Origin of the sequence: Proteus columbae (assembly GCF_002777965.1) — a bacterium.
GTDB classification, from domain to species: Bacteria; Pseudomonadota; Gammaproteobacteria; order Enterobacterales; family Enterobacteriaceae; genus Proteus; species Proteus columbae.
Window position 1 is genome coordinate 155,636 of record NZ_NGVR01000017.1, and the last position, 19,086, is coordinate 174,721.

General features: G+C 38.3%; 19 protein-coding genes. 10 read left to right on the forward strand and 9 right to left on the reverse strand.

The features are described from left to right. Positions 1-26: 26 nt before the first annotated feature. From CBE70_RS07395 to CBE70_RS07405, 3 genes are read left to right on the forward strand one after another with little or no spacing between them, the layout of a single operon-like run. On the forward strand, positions 27-1,067 hold the full coding sequence (locus CBE70_RS07395; protein ID WP_100158830.1) for a TerY-C metal binding domain-containing protein: 1,041 nt from the start codon (positions 27-29) through the stop codon (positions 1,065-1,067). After that, positions 1,067-2,563, forward strand: coding sequence for a PP2C family serine/threonine-protein phosphatase (locus tag CBE70_RS07400; protein WP_100158831.1), 1,497 nt, complete (start codon positions 1,067-1,069; stop codon positions 2,561-2,563). The genes CBE70_RS07395 and CBE70_RS07400 overlap by 1 nt, the downstream gene beginning before the upstream one ends. A gap of 27 nt (positions 2,564-2,590) precedes the next feature. Beyond that, positions 2,591-4,090 (forward strand): helix-hairpin-helix domain-containing protein, encoded by a 1,500-nt coding sequence (locus CBE70_RS07405; RefSeq protein ID WP_098941929.1) that lies wholly within the window; start codon positions 2,591-2,593, stop codon positions 4,088-4,090. A 112-nt stretch (positions 4,091-4,202) separates the two neighbouring features. Here the strand turns inward: CBE70_RS07405 and CBE70_RS07410 are convergent, their stop codons facing one another. Then, complete coding sequence (locus CBE70_RS07410; RefSeq protein WP_100158832.1) at positions 4,203-4,610, reverse strand: TonB family protein; 408 nt, start codon at positions 4,608-4,610, stop codon at positions 4,203-4,205. 256 nt (positions 4,611-4,866) lie between these two features. Between CBE70_RS07410 and aes the strand changes: the two genes are divergently transcribed. Next, a complete protein-coding gene (aes, locus tag CBE70_RS07415; protein WP_100158833.1) occupies positions 4,867-5,835 on the forward strand; it encodes an acetyl esterase in 969 nt (322 codons plus the stop codon). Here aes and CBE70_RS07420 read toward each other — a convergent pair. After that, the gene (locus CBE70_RS07420) at positions 5,832-6,545 is read right to left on the reverse strand and encodes an NUDIX hydrolase (RefSeq protein ID WP_100158834.1); all 714 of its coding nucleotides are present in this window, start codon (positions 6,543-6,545) and stop codon (positions 5,832-5,834) included. The genes aes and CBE70_RS07420 overlap by 4 nt on opposite strands. 153 nt (positions 6,546-6,698) lie before the next feature. Between CBE70_RS07420 and CBE70_RS07425 the strand changes: the two genes are divergently transcribed. Both CBE70_RS07425 and CBE70_RS07430 read left to right on the forward strand, forming a co-directional pair. After that, positions 6,699-7,718, forward strand: a complete 1,020-nt coding sequence (locus tag CBE70_RS07425; protein ID WP_100158835.1) for an SPFH domain-containing protein — start codon at positions 6,699-6,701, stop codon at positions 7,716-7,718. Beyond that, positions 7,718-8,662 carry a diacylglycerol kinase catalytic domain-containing protein gene (locus CBE70_RS07430; RefSeq protein ID WP_100158836.1) on the forward strand — a complete coding sequence of 315 codons (945 nt, stop codon included), beginning with the start codon at positions 7,718-7,720 and terminating at the stop codon, positions 8,660-8,662. The genes CBE70_RS07425 and CBE70_RS07430 overlap by 1 nt, the downstream gene beginning before the upstream one ends. Positions 8,663-8,725: 63 nt before the next feature. On the opposite strand, the gene CBE70_RS07435 is transcribed toward CBE70_RS07430, so the two are convergent. Next, positions 8,726-9,061 (reverse strand): hypothetical protein, encoded by a 336-nt coding sequence (locus CBE70_RS07435; protein ID WP_100158837.1) that lies wholly within the window; start codon positions 9,059-9,061, stop codon positions 8,726-8,728. A gap of 504 nt (positions 9,062-9,565) precedes the next feature. On the opposite strand from CBE70_RS07435, the gene CBE70_RS07440 reads away from it, so the two are divergent. The 4 genes from CBE70_RS07440 to dhaM all read left to right on the forward strand — a co-directional run bounded on the left by CBE70_RS07440 (position 9,566) and on the right by dhaM (position 13,316). Continuing rightward, positions 9,566-9,826, forward strand: a complete 261-nt coding sequence (locus tag CBE70_RS07440; protein WP_023582814.1) for an ogr/Delta-like zinc finger family protein — start codon at positions 9,566-9,568, stop codon at positions 9,824-9,826. 273 nt (positions 9,827-10,099) lie between these two features. Further along, positions 10,100-11,164 carry a dihydroxyacetone kinase subunit DhaK gene (gene dhaK, locus CBE70_RS07445; protein WP_100158838.1) on the forward strand — a complete coding sequence of 355 codons (1,065 nt, stop codon included), beginning with the start codon at positions 10,100-10,102 and terminating at the stop codon, positions 11,162-11,164. Between the two features lie 29 nt (positions 11,165-11,193). Next, positions 11,194-11,826: a dihydroxyacetone kinase subunit DhaL gene (dhaL, locus tag CBE70_RS07450; RefSeq protein WP_100158839.1), complete on the forward strand. Its 633-nt coding sequence runs from the start codon at positions 11,194-11,196 to the stop codon at positions 11,824-11,826. A gap of 41 nt (positions 11,827-11,867) precedes the next feature. Beyond that, a complete protein-coding gene (gene dhaM / locus CBE70_RS07455) occupies positions 11,868-13,316 on the forward strand; it encodes a dihydroxyacetone kinase phosphoryl donor subunit DhaM (RefSeq protein ID WP_100158840.1) in 1,449 nt (482 codons plus the stop codon). 103 nt (positions 13,317-13,419) lie between these two features. Here the strand turns inward: dhaM and CBE70_RS07460 are convergent, their stop codons facing one another. The 6 genes from CBE70_RS07460 to CBE70_RS07485 are packed head-to-tail and all read right to left on the reverse strand — an operon-like array spanning position 13,420 to position 19,062. Beyond that, positions 13,420-14,256 (reverse strand): MrpH family fimbial adhesin, encoded by an 837-nt coding sequence (locus CBE70_RS07460; protein WP_100158841.1) that lies wholly within the window; start codon positions 14,254-14,256, stop codon positions 13,420-13,422. A gap of 6 nt (positions 14,257-14,262) precedes the next feature. Then, positions 14,263-14,799 carry a fimbrial protein gene (locus CBE70_RS07465; RefSeq protein WP_100158842.1) on the reverse strand — a complete coding sequence of 179 codons (537 nt, stop codon included), beginning with the start codon at positions 14,797-14,799 and terminating at the stop codon, positions 14,263-14,265. Continuing rightward, a complete protein-coding gene (locus tag CBE70_RS07470) occupies positions 14,799-15,287 on the reverse strand; it encodes a fimbrial protein (protein ID WP_100158843.1) in 489 nt (162 codons plus the stop codon). Before CBE70_RS07470 ends, CBE70_RS07465 begins: the two co-directional genes overlap by 1 nt. Positions 15,288-15,303: 16 nt before the next feature. Further along, entirely contained in the window at positions 15,304-15,789 is a 486-nt protein-coding gene (locus CBE70_RS07475; RefSeq protein WP_100158844.1) for a fimbrial protein, read from the reverse strand. Positions 15,790-15,793: 4 nt separating this feature from the next. Further along, complete coding sequence (locus CBE70_RS07480; RefSeq protein ID WP_100158845.1) at positions 15,794-16,540, reverse strand: fimbria/pilus periplasmic chaperone; 747 nt, start codon at positions 16,538-16,540, stop codon at positions 15,794-15,796. A 26-nt stretch (positions 16,541-16,566) separates the two neighbouring features. Then, positions 16,567-19,062, reverse strand: a complete 2,496-nt coding sequence (locus CBE70_RS07485) for a fimbria/pilus outer membrane usher protein (protein WP_100158846.1) — start codon at positions 19,060-19,062, stop codon at positions 16,567-16,569. Positions 19,063-19,086: the final 24 nt, after the last annotated feature.

Sequence of the window (19,086 nt, forward strand, 5' to 3'; positions counted from 1 at the left end):
CCACGATAAAGTAATAAGGTATAACAATGAGAAGGCTACCCATTTTCTTTGTTTTAGATTGTTCAGAGTCGATGATCGGTGAAAACCTAAAAAAGATGAATGACGGTCTAACAACTATTATTAGCGATCTGAGACGAGATCCGCACGCCCTTGAAACCGCTTGTATTTCTGTTATCGCCTTTGCTGGCGTTGCAAAAACTATTGTTCCACTCACTGAAGTCGTCTCTTTTTATCCTCCTCAACTTCCTTTAGGCGGAGGCACTTCATTAGGCAGTGCATTACGAGAACTTTCTCACCAAATCGACACTCAAGTAAGAAAAACGACACTTGAACAAAAAGGCGATTGGAAGCCTGTCGTTTACCTGTTAACTGATGGCAGGCCTACCGATGATTACGCGCAAGAGATCAAGCGCTGGAAAGCTCACTACGCCAATAAAGTTAACTTAATTGCAATTGGATTAGGCTTAAGTGCAGACTTACAGGTACTGTCGCAATTAACTGAAAATGTGCTGTTATTTACCGAAGCACAAGAAGGTGATTTTACTCGTTTCATTAAATGGATAACGATGTCAGTGGTTTCTCATAGCCGAAGTGTTGGCGAAGAGCCACCACCACTGCTAAGTCAAACAGAGCATATTGTTCGTCTTGCGAAAGATGATGTTGCTCGTGCTTATGATGAATCTTGTGTCACTTTTGTCGGGCGTTGTAGCCACACACGTTCACCCTATTTAATGAAATATGAACGTCCGCCAATGAAAGCTTCCGGGCTCAATTTTAATCTCAACCTTAATGGCTTTAACTTAACAGGTTGCTACACCTTAAATGAAGATTACTTTGCATGGAGTGATCTCAGCGCCACGGCATATCAAGTTAATACCAGTGAACTTCATGGTACACCAGGTTGCCCTTATTGCGGCAATGCCACTGCTTTTGCCGTTTGCCAATGTGGTAAATTACTCTGTGTAAATGGCCCTGAAACCGTTATTTGCCCTTGGTGTGATAACAACATCACCTTTGGTGATAACAGCAACCAATCTGACTTTGATGTCACACGAGGTAAAGGCTAATGGATAAAAAAGCCCTACTCACAAAACTGATTATTGACGACACGCTGACACAACATCGCATTCCTGTACATGAAGAACTCGTGATTGCGTTGTATGAAGATGCGGAAATTGCTCAACACATTGATTTTATTATTGATAAAATCAATGCTAAAACGGCAGAAAAAATAACACCACAAGACAAAGTACAACCTATTCTTCTGTTATTGCCACCCGCTCGCGATTTAACCACTGAAGAAACATCATTACCAGAAGATAGCCCATTAAAACCGGGGCAAATTCCAACACAGGCGTCGCCAATGCCAACAGAAAAACCAATTATTCAGCGTCCTACGGCAAAAATTACCCTTTCTAATGCCAAAGTAGGTACAGCGTTCAACTCTACGCTCAATATCGAGCTAAATACCCTCGAAATTGCCGAAATTGAAGCAGTTGATTTTCCTGAAGAATTTGGAATAACCTTTGATCATGAAAGTTGCTGCTTAGTGGGTATGCCAACAAAAAGTGGCAACTTCACATTGGTTGTCCATTGGTCCGTTAATACCATTCGCTATCACAATGAAGTCTTATTAATCATCAATCCTGATCCTCGTAGCTTATGGCAAATCAATGAGCCTCCTGCTGATAGCCTTTATCCCAAAGCCCATATAGATAGCAAACTTATTCTTGAAGAAAACATTCGAATTGCAGGTGCTAGCCGTCGTGGACGTTCCCATGAACATGCAGGCACATTCCGTGATGATGATTTTTATATTCACCACGATAACCAAAGCCAATGGAATATTTTAATTGTTGCTGATGGTGCAGGCAGTGCTCGCTATTCTCGTGAAGGCTCACGCATTGCTATCAATACTGTAAGCCACTATTTAAAATCACAGTTAAGCGTGGAAAATGAGGCATTTAAGCCCCATATTGAAACCATCCATCAATGGAATGACAACAACGCCATTAATCAAGCAGGCAAGTACTTTGCTCAATGTTTTCACAATGCGGCACAATTAGCGGTGAATAATCTCAAAAATGAGGCTATTCGTATTAATGAGCCAGTAAAATCGTTTTCGACTACGTTATTAGCCACGGTTTCTTTACGTATCAATGATGAGTTATTTGCAGCTTCATTTTGGATGGGAGATGGTGCTATTGCAGCCTATGGGCCTGAAGGTAAAGTCCGTGTTTTAGGGATCCCAGACAGTGGAGAATATGCAGGCCAAACCCGTTTTCTTGATGACAGTGCGATTAACGATGCTGAATTTAATCTCCGCATTATGATTGGTAAGTGGAAAGAGATTTCACACCTTATTTTAATGACAGATGGGGTGTCCGATCCGGTATTTGAAACGGATAATGGCTTACAAAATCCCGACAAATGGGCGGCATTGATCAATGAAATATCGCCTTGTTTAGCCAATCCTGAAAATGCGGACAAAGCATTAGCAGAATGGCTGAATTTCTTTTCAGCAGGCAATCACGATGACCGCACTCTGGTTGTGGCTTGGTAATCATAAAAGAGAGAATGGGTGAGTTTCATGGCAGAGATCATTACCTGTACAACGCAAAGTGGAAAAACAGTTCAATACGTCAATGAAATTATTGGCTCTGGCTCAATGAAAGATGTCTATTTTTCCCCTGACCGAACCTACGTTGTTGCCTTCTATAAAACCAAACAGAATGCACAAGCCAAAGATAGAATCGATATGATAACAGGCTCTTATCGACATAATATCTTTGAACAAAGTGGTGGAGAATATTGGAAAAACCTCTTTTGCTGGCCAACAGATGTTGTCGAACATCAAGGCAAAATTGGTATTGTTGTTCCAACTTATCAATCCCACTTTTTCTTTAAATATGGCTCTAAAAACAATGACTTTCTTGCGATAAAAGGTCGAGAAAAAGAAGGTAAATGGTTTGCAAGTGCCAATAACCAAAATAAATTTCTCGATCCTCGTGAAAGAGGCAATCTATTAAATTATCTAAAAGTCTGTTTATTGCTCTCTCGTGCCGTACGTCGAATGCATGCAGCAGGCTTATGCCACAGTGATTTAAGCTATAAAAACGTCCTTATCGATCCTGAGCAAGGTCACGCCTGTGTCATTGATATTGACGGTTTAGTGGTTCCCGGCAAATACCCCCCTGATGTAGTAGGAACGCCTGATTTTATTGCGCCAGAAGTGGTGAAAACCAGCCATTTACCGAAAGAAGATCCTAACCGTATCTTGCCAAGCATCACGACAGATAGACACGCACTTGCGGTATTAATCTATATGTATCTGTTTTATCGCCATCCTTTACGGGGCGGTAAAATTCATGATCTTGACGATGAAATGCGTGATGAAACACTCTCTATGGGTGAAAAAGCGTTGTTTATTGAGCACCCAACTGATCGTAGCAATGCGGTAAAACTTAATCAGGTAAAACCGTCATCGCTACCTTGGGCTGATCCTGAAAAAATCCCATACACTATTATGGGGCCATACCTAACGCCTCTTTTTGAAAGAGCCTTTATTACAGGATTACACGATCCTTCACAACGTCCTACCGCAGATGAATGGGAAACTGCTTTAGTCAAAACGGTAGATTTAGTTCAGCCTTGTCAAAATAAAGATTGTGAACAGCAATGGTATGTTTTTTCTGGAAAAACACAGCCCGTTTGTCCTTATTGTCACACGCCTTATAAAGGCCAATTGCCGATTTTAAATCTTTACTCTTCCCGTAAGGCTGGTAGCTTTAGACCGGACGATCACCGCTTAATGGTTTGGAGTAATCAATCACTCTTCCCTTGGCACGTTAATCGCCTTATTGCGCCCAATGAACGCACCACGGATGAACAGAAAAAACGTGTCGGTTATTTTGTTTATCACAATTCAACGTGGTGGCTTGTTAATGAGCGTATTGATGGATTAATGGTATTACCGGAGAAAAAACAGATAGCGATTGGCGATAAAATAGCCCTAACCGATGGATTGCAATTTGTATTATCAACAGAAGAAGGTGGCCGACTGGTCGTCGTGCAATTAGTCTCGAATTAACGATAACGAGAGAATAATCCAATTAATAAAGGGTTATTCTCTTTTCTACCTTGTTAGCTTTACTCTTATTAATGGTGTTATTCCTAAAGCTATTTTTAAAGCTATTTTTAAATCAACGTTTAAATTCCATTGTTAAATTTAAATCTTTTGCTGGTTTTCCCGACTCATAACGCCATTTTTCCATAGCATGAATAGTCGACAAACCAAAAAACTCCACTAAAGGGGAATCTAATACCCTAATATTTTGTACATACCCATTTTCATCAACATCAAATTTAATATTTAATACTCCCTCAACGCCTTGATAATAGGCTTTTACAGGATAATTAGGATACACTCGTAATAAACTCTTAGGGTAATTTTTAGCCGCAAGATTTAACTCATCTATTTCACTCTGAGTCAGTTTTTCTGGTTCACTGACTAACTTTGATTTTGCATCCGACTGTATTGATTGAGTAGCACATCCATTTAATAAAATGGTGCTGCAAAGTAAACTTAAAATAGCTAATTTTGTCTTCATTCTTTTTTCTTAAATAAGATTAAACATTTACATATAATAACACTTCTAATAATCATTTTTATTTACCAACTATTATTTAGTTAAGAAAAATTGTGCAATCTATCAAACTTTCGCCTTTTATTTGATATCAACGCAAAATCACATTTTTAACGTAAAACCCTTCAATGCTTCTCTAACGTTCAATATTGGATATCAAGATCTCAGTTTATTAAGCCCCATTATTTACAATACCGCACAGTGATAATTGGAGGGGCTAATGAAAACTAAAAATAAAATCAACGTACTAGAACTTATTTCACCAGAAATGCAGCAAGTTATGCAATTTTATGCAGATAATCCGCAACCTGTGCCGGAAAGTAATGACTACCCTTCTATGCGCCTTGCTTATAATCAAGACAGACGTTATTGGAATGCAGATGCACCAGAGATGTTTAGCATTCAAGATATTTCCGTTAACACTTCTTATGGCGAGGTATTAACACGTCTTTATCAGCCCAATGAAAAAACACCCGCAACACTCTATTATCTTCATGGCGGGGGCTTTATTTTAGGGAATTTAGATACTCACGATCGCATTATGCGTTTACTTGCGTCTTATACAGGTTGTGCTGTGATTGGTATTGATTATTCACTATCACCAGAAGCGCATTATCCACAAGCAATTGATGAATCAGCGCAAGTCTGCCAGTTTTATTATCAACATGCTGACCATTACGGCATTAACACTCAACACATTGGTTTTGCTGGCGATTCTGCAGGTGCCATGTTATCGCTAGCGACTGTACTGTGGTTACGCGACAAACAGATCCACTGTGGCAAAGTAAGTGCCGCTTTATTGTGGTATGGATTATACGGTTTGCGTGATTCCACCAGCCGTCGGCTTTATGGGGGTGAATGGGATGGATTACGCCAGCAAGATCTCGAAGAGTATGATAATGCCTATTTAACCGCGTTAGGCAATCGTGATGCGCCTTATTATTGCTTATTTAATAATGATTTAACGCAAGATATTCCCCCTTGTTTTATCGCCAGCGCAGAGTACGATCCGCTTATTGATGACAGCGTGACGCTATTTAAAACCCTAAAGGCCCATCAATTAGCTTGTGAATATAAAATGTATTCCGGCACATTACATGCCTTTTTGCATTATTCACGCATGATGAAAATCGCGGATGACGCCATCCGAGATGGCGCCAATTATTTTGTTAAACAGCTCACGAATTAGAACTCAAGATTACGAATAAAACGATAATCCGCAGACGCCTTTTTAAGTCGATACAGACTTGCAGGGCGTCCTCTCTCTGCTCGTTTTTCTCCCGTATCAATCAATAAATCTGCTTGTTCGATGCGTCGTCTAAAAGATTTTTTCTGGATCTCTTTACCAATTAAAATTTCATGCACATGCTGCAACTCAGGCAAGGTAAAGACTTCAGGTAATGCGAATCCGGGCACAATCGAATAGAGTGATTTTTGCTTTAATCGCTCTCTCGCTTGTGTAATTAATTCATGGTGATCAAAAGCTAAGCTTTGTTGTGCAATCTCATTGATAGGACACCACATTACCGAATCCACAGTATCAATATGTGCTTCACACACTTGATGTGCAATCAACGCGGTATAACAGACCGTCACAGACCAACCTCTTACATCACGCTGGTTATTTCCCACTGAACAGAGTTGCTCAATATAAGGAGGGATCACACCCGTTTTCTCTTTTAATTTTCTTAGCACAGTATCTTCAAGGCATTTGTCCTGAACTTCATCGACAAACCCACCGGGTAAACCCCATTTTCCTTTTTCAGGATGCTCCCCTCTTTTCACCAACAATACTTTTAACTGCTCTTCATGATAAGTAAACAGTGCCGCATCAACGGTGATCAGTGGTGACAGGAAATCGCGGCGGTTATAACTGGCTAAAAAATTTTGTTCATTCATGGCGTAAGCTTTATTAGAAAACGATGAAACTATTTTAAGCCTAAACATCAAAAAATCAAATTTTGTCATAAAGACACTAAATCAGTTGACAAGCATAGTGTCGATAGGACACAATCTAGTTATTGTCATAAGGACACTAATTGGAGATATCCTATGTTTAACTTAAACTATTTCAAAGCAGACTCATCAACTTTCATTATTAAATCGGTAAACGGCAAAATTCGCCAACAAGGTAAAGGATTGAGTTTTTGGTATAACTCAGCCACAACCTCTATTGCCGCACTACCTTTAAATGCCCAAGAAGCGCCGTTTATTTTTAACTTCCAAACGGCAGACTTTCAGGGGTTACGTATTCAAGGACAAATTTCCTTCCAAGTAAAATCTCCTGAAAAAGCGGCCGAAGTGCTTAACTTTAACTTGAGCAAAAACGGTAAATCTTATGCTTCAGAAGATCCATTAAAACTCAGCGATCGCGTTGTACGCATTGCACAAACCTTAATTCAAGCAAAGATCCAAAGTACACCACTTAGAGAAGCGTTATTACTTAGCCAATCATTAGTGACTTTGGTGATGGAACAATTAATTGAACACCCATCATTAGATGCATTAGGTATTGCGATTTTAGATGTCTCTATTGCAGCAATCACTCCATCACCAGAAACTTTAAAAGCACTTGAAGCCGAAGCAAGGGAGTCATTATTGAAAGAAGCCGACGATGCCATTTATGCTCGTCGTAAATTCTCGGTAGAACAAGAACGCACTATTAAAGAGGCTGAATTGGAAACCGATTTATCTGTTCAACGTAAACGTCAAGAAATTGAAGAAGCACGTCTAGAAAATGAACGCACATTATTACGGGAACAAGCAGAGATTGAAAAAGAGCGCCTTGAAGCCAAAGTCAATGCCGAAGCAAAACGCAAAGAATTAGTCGCGCTAAGCGCTGAAAATCAGCGAACACAATCAGAAGCTGATGCTTATGCGATTGAAGCGACCATGCGTGCTTATCGTGAATTGCCGGTTGAAAACCTCAAAGCCATGGCATTAGCGAAAATGGACTCACAACAATTAATGGCAATGGCATTTGAAACCTTAGCACTTAATTCAGGGAAAATTGGTGAGTTAAATATTACTCCTGATTTATTTAGCCAATTCATGAAAAAAGGCAATAAATAATGGATCGTAAAGAAGATTTTCGCTTTGTGCTAGTGATGAGAAAAAGCCGCTTACAGGAATTAATTGAGCGTTTTAATACGTGGTCACAAGCCAAATTCTATTTAGAACACAACAATGTTGAGGTAACGGATTACCTCAACGAACACAACTTATATCAAAAACAATTAACACAGGCAGAGCTGGTTTTAAAATCATTAGGACGTTTTCAGCTATTAGAAAGAAACTTATTGCCTAGCTATCAATTCTCACCCCACGATATTGTGGTGGTAATTGGTCAAGATGGGCTGGTCGCCAATACGCTGAAATACCTTAATGGACAGCCTATTATTGCCATCAATCCAGATCCTTCAAGATGGGATGGCAAATTACTTCCTTTTGAAATAGGTGAATTAAAAGAGACGGTGATTAATACCATTAATCAAAAAATGCCGTTTAAATCCGTGACCTTTGCACAAGCGACAACCAATGATGGTCAATCACTATTAGCCGTTAATGACTTATTTATTGGCCCCAGAAGCCATACCTCTGCACGTTATATTTTACAATGGAGTGGTGCTCAAGAAGCTCAATCTTCATCAGGAATTATTGTATCAACAGGATTGGGATCTACAGGATGGTTTCAATCTATTCTCGCGGGGGCAATGGCAATCACAGGGGAAGCGTCACATCCCCTATTACAAGGATTTAGCTGGGGTGACAAAAAACTGCAATTTAGTGTGAGAGAACCTTTTCCAAGTCGAACAACAGGTGTAGCTCTGACCTTTGGAACTATTGAGCCTGATTCACCTTTACAATTAGAATCTCTAATGCCCGAAAACGGTGTGATTTTCTCTGATGGTATCGAAGATGACTATTTACAATTTAATGCAGGCTGTATAGCGCATATTGGTATCGCTGACATACAAGGCCAACTGATTAGCCCCAAAGGGCGCCAGCGTATTTAGGCTTGATAAGGGTGACTAAATGACAATAAAGACATGACAAAAATAGAATAAATTTATTAATTATCAGTCAATTAAATCTCCACCAACTTCACATTGTGTATTATTAAACACAGTAATAAAGTCAGCATTGGCACACTGATTATCTAAACTCAATTTCACCATCTCTTGATATGACGGAGAAAACCGAAGTGAATAAGCGTGTTCTAGTGATTTATCGCCAAAAAAAGAAAAAAAAAGTTGAAGATCAGGGCAAGCATCCATGCTCACCTGATCTTCGATTGCCGTTATTAACATCCGTTGTTCTAACGTCATATTGTCTCGATGCCATCCTTGAGCAATCCAACCCAAACTAAACGCCATGAGTGCAATCCATGCATATAACGCTTGTGTGTTGAACATGACCTAATTCCTTAGTCATTCGAGACAAAACTTATTTCATCGACTTTTATTATAAAGATCAGCTTTTAACACTTTTCACTTGAACGCTATGCGAAATCCTTTCACACTCAGTCCTCAACTATTGAAAAGTATTTTTACTCACTTCCTTGTTAACTTGTAATAGACATCCTTATCTATTGCTGTCTACTCACACTGAAAACCAACAGAAAAAATAAACAATAAATTCAATATGTTGCTTATCTCCGTATGATTTAACGTGAAGCTATTATCTACAAACTTTGTATTTCAATCTAGTAAGTTTGTTCGGTTATTGTCGGTTATATGTGTTTATCCGACAATAACCGAACTATTCACATCAAACAAAACAAATAAACTTGTTTTAAGCGCCTTAAAATAACTTTAAAACAAAGATTTATATAAAAAAACAATAAATAGGCTGGTTATAATACAAATTTAAGCTAATATAGAAGGCATCTGATAGCCCTTAGTAAAGAGAAAAATAACATGCGTGTTCTAACTATTTTTTGTCCTGAATGTGGTGAAAAAGCGCTTATAAAGAAAAGTAATCGTAAACACAAAGAGTTATCTGATCTCTATTGTGCTTGCCGTGATCCTGAATGCGGGCATACCTTTGTTTTAAACCTCACATTTAGTCACACTCTTATGCCTAGTGCAAAAAACAAAGATACATTGTTATTAGATGTGATTAAAAACCTTTCTCCAGAACAACGAGAGAAAGCACTTACTCTTTTGCAAGGCATGTAATCATCTCGAACAGATACTATTTTTTTCATTTATTTTTATGATCTTGCTCCCATTCTGACAGGTTATTTGACTAACCTATTCTTATAGAAAGATAAATGATGTAGATTCATTTTTAAGCTAAATAAAAATAATTCTTATGTTTTAAATAAAACAAACACCGCCTATTGATGCAGTGTTTGCCAATCCTTTAATAAATAATTTGTCAGCCCCCCAAACCAGAAACCTTATTTCTAGTTTGAAGACTAAACACAAATTTCAAATGGAGCATTTAAGATGAAAAAGCTGATTAATCGAGTTGATGATGTGTTATCTGAACAACTACAAGGCTTTGCAAAAGCCCATCCTGAAATCAAACTTCATCCCTCCTCTTTTTATGTCACGCGAAAAGATGCTCCAGTAAAAGGTAAAGTTGCTCTATTGTCCGGCGGTGGTAGCGGACATGAACCCATGCATGCAGGTTTTGTGGGTAAAGGAATGCTTGATGGTGCATGTCCGGGTGAAATATTTACGTCACCCACACCTGATAAAATGTATGACTGCGCCAAAGCCATTGATAGCGGTGAAGGTGTTTTAATGATCGTGAAAAACTACACCGGTGATGTGCTGAATTTTGAAACTGCAACAGAACTGCTTCATGACGATGGTGTAAAAATCGCAACAGTATTAGTTGATGATGACGTGGCAGTAAAAGATAGCTTATATACCGCAGGACGCCGTGGTGTTGCCAATACCGTATTAATTGAAAAACTACTGGGTGCGGCAGCTGAAAGAGGCGACTCTCTTGATAAACTGGTTAAATTAGGTCATCACATTAATAACAATGGTTTTTCTATCGGTATAGCCTTGGAAGCCTGTACGGTTCCAGCCGCAGGAAAACCTTCTTTTACTTTACCTGAAAATGAAATGGAGTTTGGTGTTGGTATTCATGGTGAACCGGGTATTGACCGCCGTAAATTTACGTCCCTCAATGATACTGTTGATGCCATGTTTAATACCTTAATTGAAAATGGTCACTATCAACGTGTGATCCGCAATTGGGATCGTGAAAACGGCACTTGGATCGATGAAAATCAGGAAAAACAGCCTTTAAAATCTGGCGACCGTGTCATTGTTTTAGTTAATAACTTAGGTGCCACACCACAATCTGAGCTTTATGGTGTTTATAACCGTTTAACCCAATGCTGTGAAAAATTTGGCTTAACCATCGAACGTTCTTTAATTGGTTCTTATTGTACTTCGCTCGATATGTCAGGGATCTCAATAACGTTATTAAAAGTTGATAACGAATTACTTACCTTATGGGATGCCCCTGTAAATACACCTGCGATGGTGAAATAAGTGTTTAATAACAAGAAAAGGAACAAAAAATGGCTTTAACTCATGCTCAAATTATTCTTTGGTTACAACAATGTGCACTGCTGTTTGAACAAAATAGTGATTATTTAACGGATTTAGATCGTGAAATTGGTGATGCTGACCACGGTTTAAATATGAACCGTGGCTTTAAAAAAGTGCAAGAAAAACTACCTGAATTTGAAGGGCAAGATATTGGTACCATCCTTAAAACCACAGGCATGACATTGCTCTCAAATATTGGCGGAGCAAGTGGTCCTCTATTTGGCACCTTCTTTATTCGTGCCGCCAAACCCACGGCTTCATTGCAAAATCTAGAACTTAATCAACTCGTTGAAATGGTAACAGAAGGTGTAGAAGGCATTGTAAGCCGAGGAAAAGCAGAGCCAAATGACAAAACCATGTGTGATGTTTGGTGGCCAGTGGTTGAGTCATTAAAGCAATCTAATGAACAACATCTTTCTATTAAAGAAGCCCTCAACCAAGCACAAATTGTCGCTGAAAAAGCCGCTGAAAACACTATTCCGATGCAAGCTCGAAAAGGACGAGCAAGCTACTTAGGTGAGCGCAGTATCGGACATAAAGATCCCGGCAGTGCTTCTGTGGTACTGATGATACAAGCCCTTGCAAATAGTATTAATGCATAACTGACCAAGTAACCAATACAAGCAACCAATAAAGGTCTACCATGATAAATATTGTTATTGTTTCTCATAGTAAACATCTCGCTGATGGTGTGGCAGAACTTGCCAGTCAGATGCTTAATCCGGCTCATTGCCAACTTGCAGTTGCCGCAGGTATCAACGATGAAGAACATGCGATTGGTACTGATGCCGTTAAAATTATGACGGCGATAGAATCGCTTTCACAAGCACAATCTATTGTTGTGATGATGGATTTAGGCAGTGCAATCTTAAGTGCAGAAACTGCGATTGAGTTACTTGATCCCGAGCTAGCTGAAAAAGTCACCCTCTGCTCTGCTCCCTTAGTTGAAGGTACACTTGCAGCAGTTGTAGCGGCATCTTCAGGAGCATCACTAGAAAAAGTGATTGAAGAAGCTTCAAATTCTTTATATCCAAAGAAAATTCAACTGGGTGAAAATTTCGTTCAACCTAAAAATGACATTAATGCTCCGGTCAAAATTCATGGTAAAGAGGCAAGTTGGGTTGTTCGTAATCCTCATGGATTACACGTAAGACCGACTGCAACGTTAGTTGAGGTGCTTTCTACTTTTCAAGCTGATTATCAATTAGTTAAAGGGGATAGGCGAATTAATCCTCTCAGTTTAAATCAGCTTTCATTAATACAAATTCGCCAAGGTGATGAAATAACGCTAATTGCATCTGGTGAACAAGAAGATGAAGCTATTGCGGCGTTTCTTGAACTTGCCCGAAATGGCTTTGGTGAAGAGCTACCTTCTGATTCTAATACCATAACATTAAAAGGTACTTTAGCCCCTGTATCTCAAATTAAAGCACCGGCTTTTATTTGGCATGAAATAGAGCTATCACCGATAGAAAACTTATCTGAACCAATTGATATTAGTGCTCAAGTTGGCAAACTTAATTTTGCAATAAAAGAGACGCTAAAAGCTCTAAAACAGACAGCCAATAAAGCGAGCCAGACATTAGGTGAGCATATTGGTGCTATTTTTAACGGCCATATCATGATGTTAGATGATGATGAGTTAATTACGAGTGTGATTGATCGCATTAAAGAAGAGAAGATCAGCGCTCAACAAAGTTGGTCGGATGAAATGCAAGAAAGAACACAATTGTATTGCGCCCTCTCTGATCCCTATTTACGCGCACGCGAACTCGATCTTCGTGATCTACGTAATCAAGTACTTTATCATTTACAAGATAAAACTCGCCCAAGCTTTACCCCTTCACAACCTGCTATTTTGGTTGCAAAAGAGCTTTTTCCTTCCACATTAATTCAATTAGTTGATAGTCAATTGGTCGGTATTGCTTTAGCAAAAGGTGATAGTCGCTCTCACAGCGCCATTATCGCGGCTGAAATGCGCTTACCTATGTTAGTCGATTTAGGATCTGCGTTATTAAAAGTCACTGAATCCCAAAAGTTAAAATTAGACACCAATAAGGGCGAATTAGTTATTGAACCAATCTCGCTATAAAACTCTTTTCAAATTAATCTCATAAAAAAACCCGCACAATAATGTGCGGGTAAGTCAACGAAAAACGCTATCGATAATAGGTCATTATTGACTCTTATAATTATTAAGGTATTGATAATACCAATGTCGTAGTGCCGCTAAAGTTACCTAACGAAGGCGTGCCGAACGTTTGTAATTTCGATCTAATATCAACGGTCATATATTGATTTTGGATTGCATTAACTTGTGTACCTATTGACGCAGGTGAGCCATTTAACGTTAAAAGTGAACGAATACTTCCATCTGGTTTTAGATCCAAATAATGATCAATTTGCGCACTTGAAATTCTTACTGGCATATTGGTATTACAAGTAAAAGAAAACTGTCGTGTCACTTCGTGATTATTCACTTGTTCCACATCAAGCACGCCATGAGACAGTGTTAAATTATCACTCACAAATGCACATTTTCCTGCAGGCGGTGGCGCGATACCACACACTCCGTTAGGAACAAGCTTACCACTTCCGCCTCCTGCACTGGTTGTTAAAAAGAAACCGATACACTCATCTGTCGTTACCGTTCCAGCATGCTGACTATAAGCGACATAAGGAAAAGACAGCCCGCATTGATTAACCAAATAATCGACTACGGCTTTTTCATTCGGTAGATCTGCAATATTTTCACGACAACGCCAAGGTGCCCTATCAGCTACACCACCAGTATCCTTCCCACTATGTAAGTGGTTTATTTGTATATAACATCGAGCTTTTCCCGGAAGCACTAAAGCACATGGGTTAGGATACGTTTCGGTTGCATGCCAATATTCCATGACAAAATGATAACGCGTTTCAGGGCTTGTAATAGAAGTAATATAAGAAAAATAGCCTGCAGCTTGCGCATTAATGAGAGAGAAACTCCATAACACAATCAGTAACTTTAAAATTTGCTGTATTTTTTTCATTATCTTTTACTCATATTTCAAAGAAAACACGGCAGTAGCAGAAAAGTGCCCCGGCTTAATTGATTTATTTGCAATAGCAGCCGCTGTTGCTTGCAGATAAGCAATAAAATTAAGCTCAAAAATACCATTATTAGGAATATTATATAAACTGGTGTAATCCCCTAATTTAATAGGGACACCTTCTTTAGTCATAATTTGTATTCCTAAATCAGGATTATTAGCGCTAGCATCTAATGCCAATAATCCCGCCAGCTCATTATGTGTTTGCCCTTCAAACTTAATTTTGACTTGTTTTGCAATAGAGATATCGCATTCAGATAAAATAATTTTGAAATCTTTTTTCTCAAATTCAAAATAGCTCTTATAAATATCATCCAAGCGAATTTCATCAAAAACCACATCCACTTGAGAATGCTCTGGCAAAACTTTACAAGGTGCGATAATTAATGAACCAAAGATATTCATATTATCAGCAGAGAAAACAGATGAAGAAAATAATAAACAACTGCCAATAATAGTGCGATATAAGGTCAATCTATTCATTATTGGTACTCCACAAATAATGTGCCACCCGAGGTAAAATTACCAGGTTTAAGCTCACTATTTTCTTTTTTAACTAATACAGCCCAAATCTTTTCAGGGCTATTAAGATTAATCGAATATTTTTTATTTAAATCGATAACAGAGTTACCCATCATAAATTTCACAGTCAAATCATCAATATTCGTTTTAAGCCCATTAGGATCGAAACTGCTTTTACTACCATCAATCCATAAATACATATTCCAGTTATTTAAATTCTCATCACAAGTAATTTGGTAATTTATTTCTCGTTTTTGGTCATAACCCTGAATGGTTTTTATCGCAACAGGGCCAAAATTCACCTCGATCATATTTCCGTCATTCACTTTACAAGGCGGTGGTGTCAATAAATTACCTTTAATAAGGACTTGTGTTTCATTATCTTTCGCTAAGCTAGGGGAAGATATTGAAAATAAAAATAACATAATGAGGAATGGATAATAGCGCATATTCTTTATTCCTCTCTTAGTTGTAATAAACCTGCATGGTTGCAGTTGCATTAAAGCCACCACTCGGTAAAATCGCGCCACTTTTTTTCACCAATACAACATAAAGCTCTGGCGGTGTTTCATATTTAAATGGAAAAGAACTGCCCATATAAATATTATTATCTGCGGCTTTAAATAACACCCCAAGATCAGTTACGCTGGTTTTTAAATAACGCGTATCAAAACCCGCACTTTCACCCGTAAATTTTACGGACATATTTGGGTTGCCTGTCGTCTTACAATCTAAGGTGTAATCCATTTTTTGTTTATAATTTTCGTTTTCTATTCTTGTGGTTAGCACATCATTAAAGTTAACCTCAATAGGCTTGCCATCGTTAACTTTACAAGGACGCGATTCCACGCTGCCATTGACTGTTACTCTTAAAAAGCCAGAAACAGCCCATACAGAAGGAGCGAGAAAACTCATACAAAGAAAAAGTATTACACCTCGGAATATAAGCATAATATTACGCCTTCTTATCTTTGATATTTGCTGAACAAATATCTCCACGACATTGGAATGTTAATTCAACCAAACCTCCAAAATCATTGAGATATTCAATTGCAGGTGCAGCACCTAAGTCACCCACTTTTGTTCCTAGTGAACCTTGACCAAAAGGCTCAATCATGACGGCTTCAAAACCATTCACTTCGGCATTATTTTTTCTGATTTTGGTGATAGTAAGATAATAAGGTGAAGGATTTTTCACATTATAATTACTACCTTGTTTTTCAATCACAATATTTTTTTCCATTGGATTAGTTTCTAAACGGCTCGGTGCAACAATACTTTTGGGTCGATAAAACACTTTAATTTTTGTTTGTAATGCGATTTGTAAAACATTAGGTGAATCACTACGAGGAGGAATTTCACGAACATTAAGGTAATAAATACTTTCTCTATCTGTTGGCAACATATTCGTTGCAGGTAATGCCTGTATTTTTATTTGGCTTTTATTTCCAGCTTCAATACGCTGAACAGGTGGCGTCACAATAAAAGGAGAATTAATTTTTTCATCTTGACTATTTTCAAGCCAAGATTGCGCTAAATAAGGTTTAGACTCATTTTCATTTTCTAACATCATACTTACTGAGCGCTCACCTTCATTATATAAAACACGGGTTCTATCTAATGCAATTGCGGCATAAGTTGATTGAGAAAAAAGGCAAATAGTGACAATAGCGCCTAATGTTTTTGGGTTGATGTATTTCATTTCATTCACCGTTGACTTAAATTTAATTACTTACAAGGAAGCAACAACATGTTGCTTAAATTATTTTCTAATACTGCGGGTAACTGGAATTGGCAAGTTTCACCATTCGCATTCAGATCTAATGTTTCTCCTGCATTCACACCCGATAAATAAACAAAACCGTCATCTGAAACAATACCGACTTCTAATTTATCTTTGTTATAAATGCTGGCGCCAAAAGGAGGATATTTCTTATTCGCCATGGTAATTACCGCTAAGACTTTCTCACCTTCAATAACATTAAATTTACGATAACCAATCGCCCCTTCGGTTAAAGTGGCATATTGTGATGATTGAACGGCATCCGCTTTTTCAGGAAGGTTATTAACATCAATAGTAATATGGCTACGAGAATAGTTTTGCACGCCCATTAAGACTGCTTTACCACTATGGTTAGTCTCAATAGGTGTTAAACCTGTTTTAATAGGAATATCTTCAACATTATTGGTATCCACTAATATTCGGGAATTACCCATTGAAGTCACTCGATGAAGAGCCCCCCCTTCAGGCGTTAACGTGACGCCTCCCATTAATTGCATCGATAATGCACTTTGGTTATTTTGGGTATAAGTTCCGCTTGTTGTGAGTTTTGCTAAATTACCGTCGTAGTTATAGAAACCAGAAAGATTAACTTTATCGCTATCCCAAGTACCCGCAGATAAGTTATACGTACTACGCTCATTAATGCGTTCATAATAGCTAACAGAATTACTCGTATTATGACGATTAAATGATCCCGAATAACTAATATTGGCTTCATTACGCTCTAGTGGTACACCCAATGACACATAAACACCTTCGTCATTGTTATAGCTTGATTCCACTTTATAAGCGGATAGGTTGACGGATAAATTTTTAAAATTAGCCCAATCAAAATAACTTGAAATCGTAAAACTATAGTTATCTGTTGACGGCCTATTCCAATAGGTTTGTCGGGAATAGTTTAAATAGGTATTGATATTATAATCAGGGAAAGCCGTGCCAAAGATGGCGGTATAAAGCTCTTTACCACTATCAATATGAAGCCCTCTATAACGACCATCTAAAAACTGGGTCATACTTAAATAATCACGTTGTGAAAATCGATAACCAGCAAACGTGATCTGGCTATTTATTTGATCAAATTGTTTTGAGTAGGTAACGTTATAAGAAGTACCAGATAGTGTCTTATCATCAAAATTACTGCCCATCTCAGCACGCGAAGCCGAAATATTAAATGAAAGCACCCCAAATGGCGCTAAGTCTTGCCCTAGACCTAAAGCAATATTTTGATATTCAGTTGAGGCTAATAATCCGCCATAAATCGTGGTGTTATTCGCTGCCCCCCATGAAAAGGAGCCTAATGAAAAGGCGGGGCCTTCAGTATCATGCTCATTTTTAGTTGGCTTACCCATCACCAGTTTATATAAAAACTGACCTGGTCTTGTCAGTGTACCTAAACGCGAGGTTTCCACTTGAAATCGTTGGACTGAACCATCTTGTTCTTCAATAGAAACATCTAAGGTTCCTCCCCCGAATGTATTCACATCTTGAATACGAAATGGGCCCGGACTCACTTCATTTTGATAAACGATACGACCATCTTGACGCACAATGACGGTAGCGTTAGTCCTTGCAACACCTGCGATTTCAGGCGCATAACCTTGTAAACGAGGAGGGATCATCGCGTTATCACTTTCTAATGAAGCACCAAGATAACGAAAACTATCAAAAAGTTCTGATGATAAGTATTGTTCACCTAAAGTTAATTTAGCGCCTAAAGATCGAATAGCTCGGAAAATATAAAGCTGATTCCAACGCCAAGATTTGTCGTTGTTATTTAAATTACCGGCGGAGGCTTGCCAATCTGAACGAAAACGCCAAGCGCCCATATTAATGCCCATTACACCACTAATATTGGTTCCCGTTTCGGTACCTTGGCCGTTGTTTTCATATCGAATAAGACGATTACTCATATTGTAATCAAGGAAAAATCCTGCAATACCATCATCCCAACGAGAAGGGGGATCCCAACTCGGATCTTGATATTCCATAAAGGCTTGAGGAATACTGATATTTAAAATACCCGTATAGAGATCACCCACTGCATTCATATTTGGCACGGAACGGAAATCAAGACACTGTGTATTATTCGTTGTTAACCAAGTGACTTTTTTTTCCCATTCAGACTTTAAACCTAAAATAGGATAAACCTCAGGAGTGATACAAGGAATGGATAACTCTGCGTTGTAATCTGGGGCAAAAAATAAAATAGGCTCTTCGTTTCTTATTCTTTGTTTATTAACGTCAGTTGCCAGTAAATGAGTGCCTGGCTGAATATAATTTGCGTAAGAGAATTTAGTAAAGTCGGTATTTTCAATACCTTTATCTGTTAAGAAATCGGTATTAAAATCTACAGCTTCTTCTGCAAAAACAGGTAACGAAAAAGGAACAAAGAATAAAAGCATTACTTTTGTGATCGTATTTATTTTCATGCTTTTCATTTTGCTATGCCATCCTCAGCATTA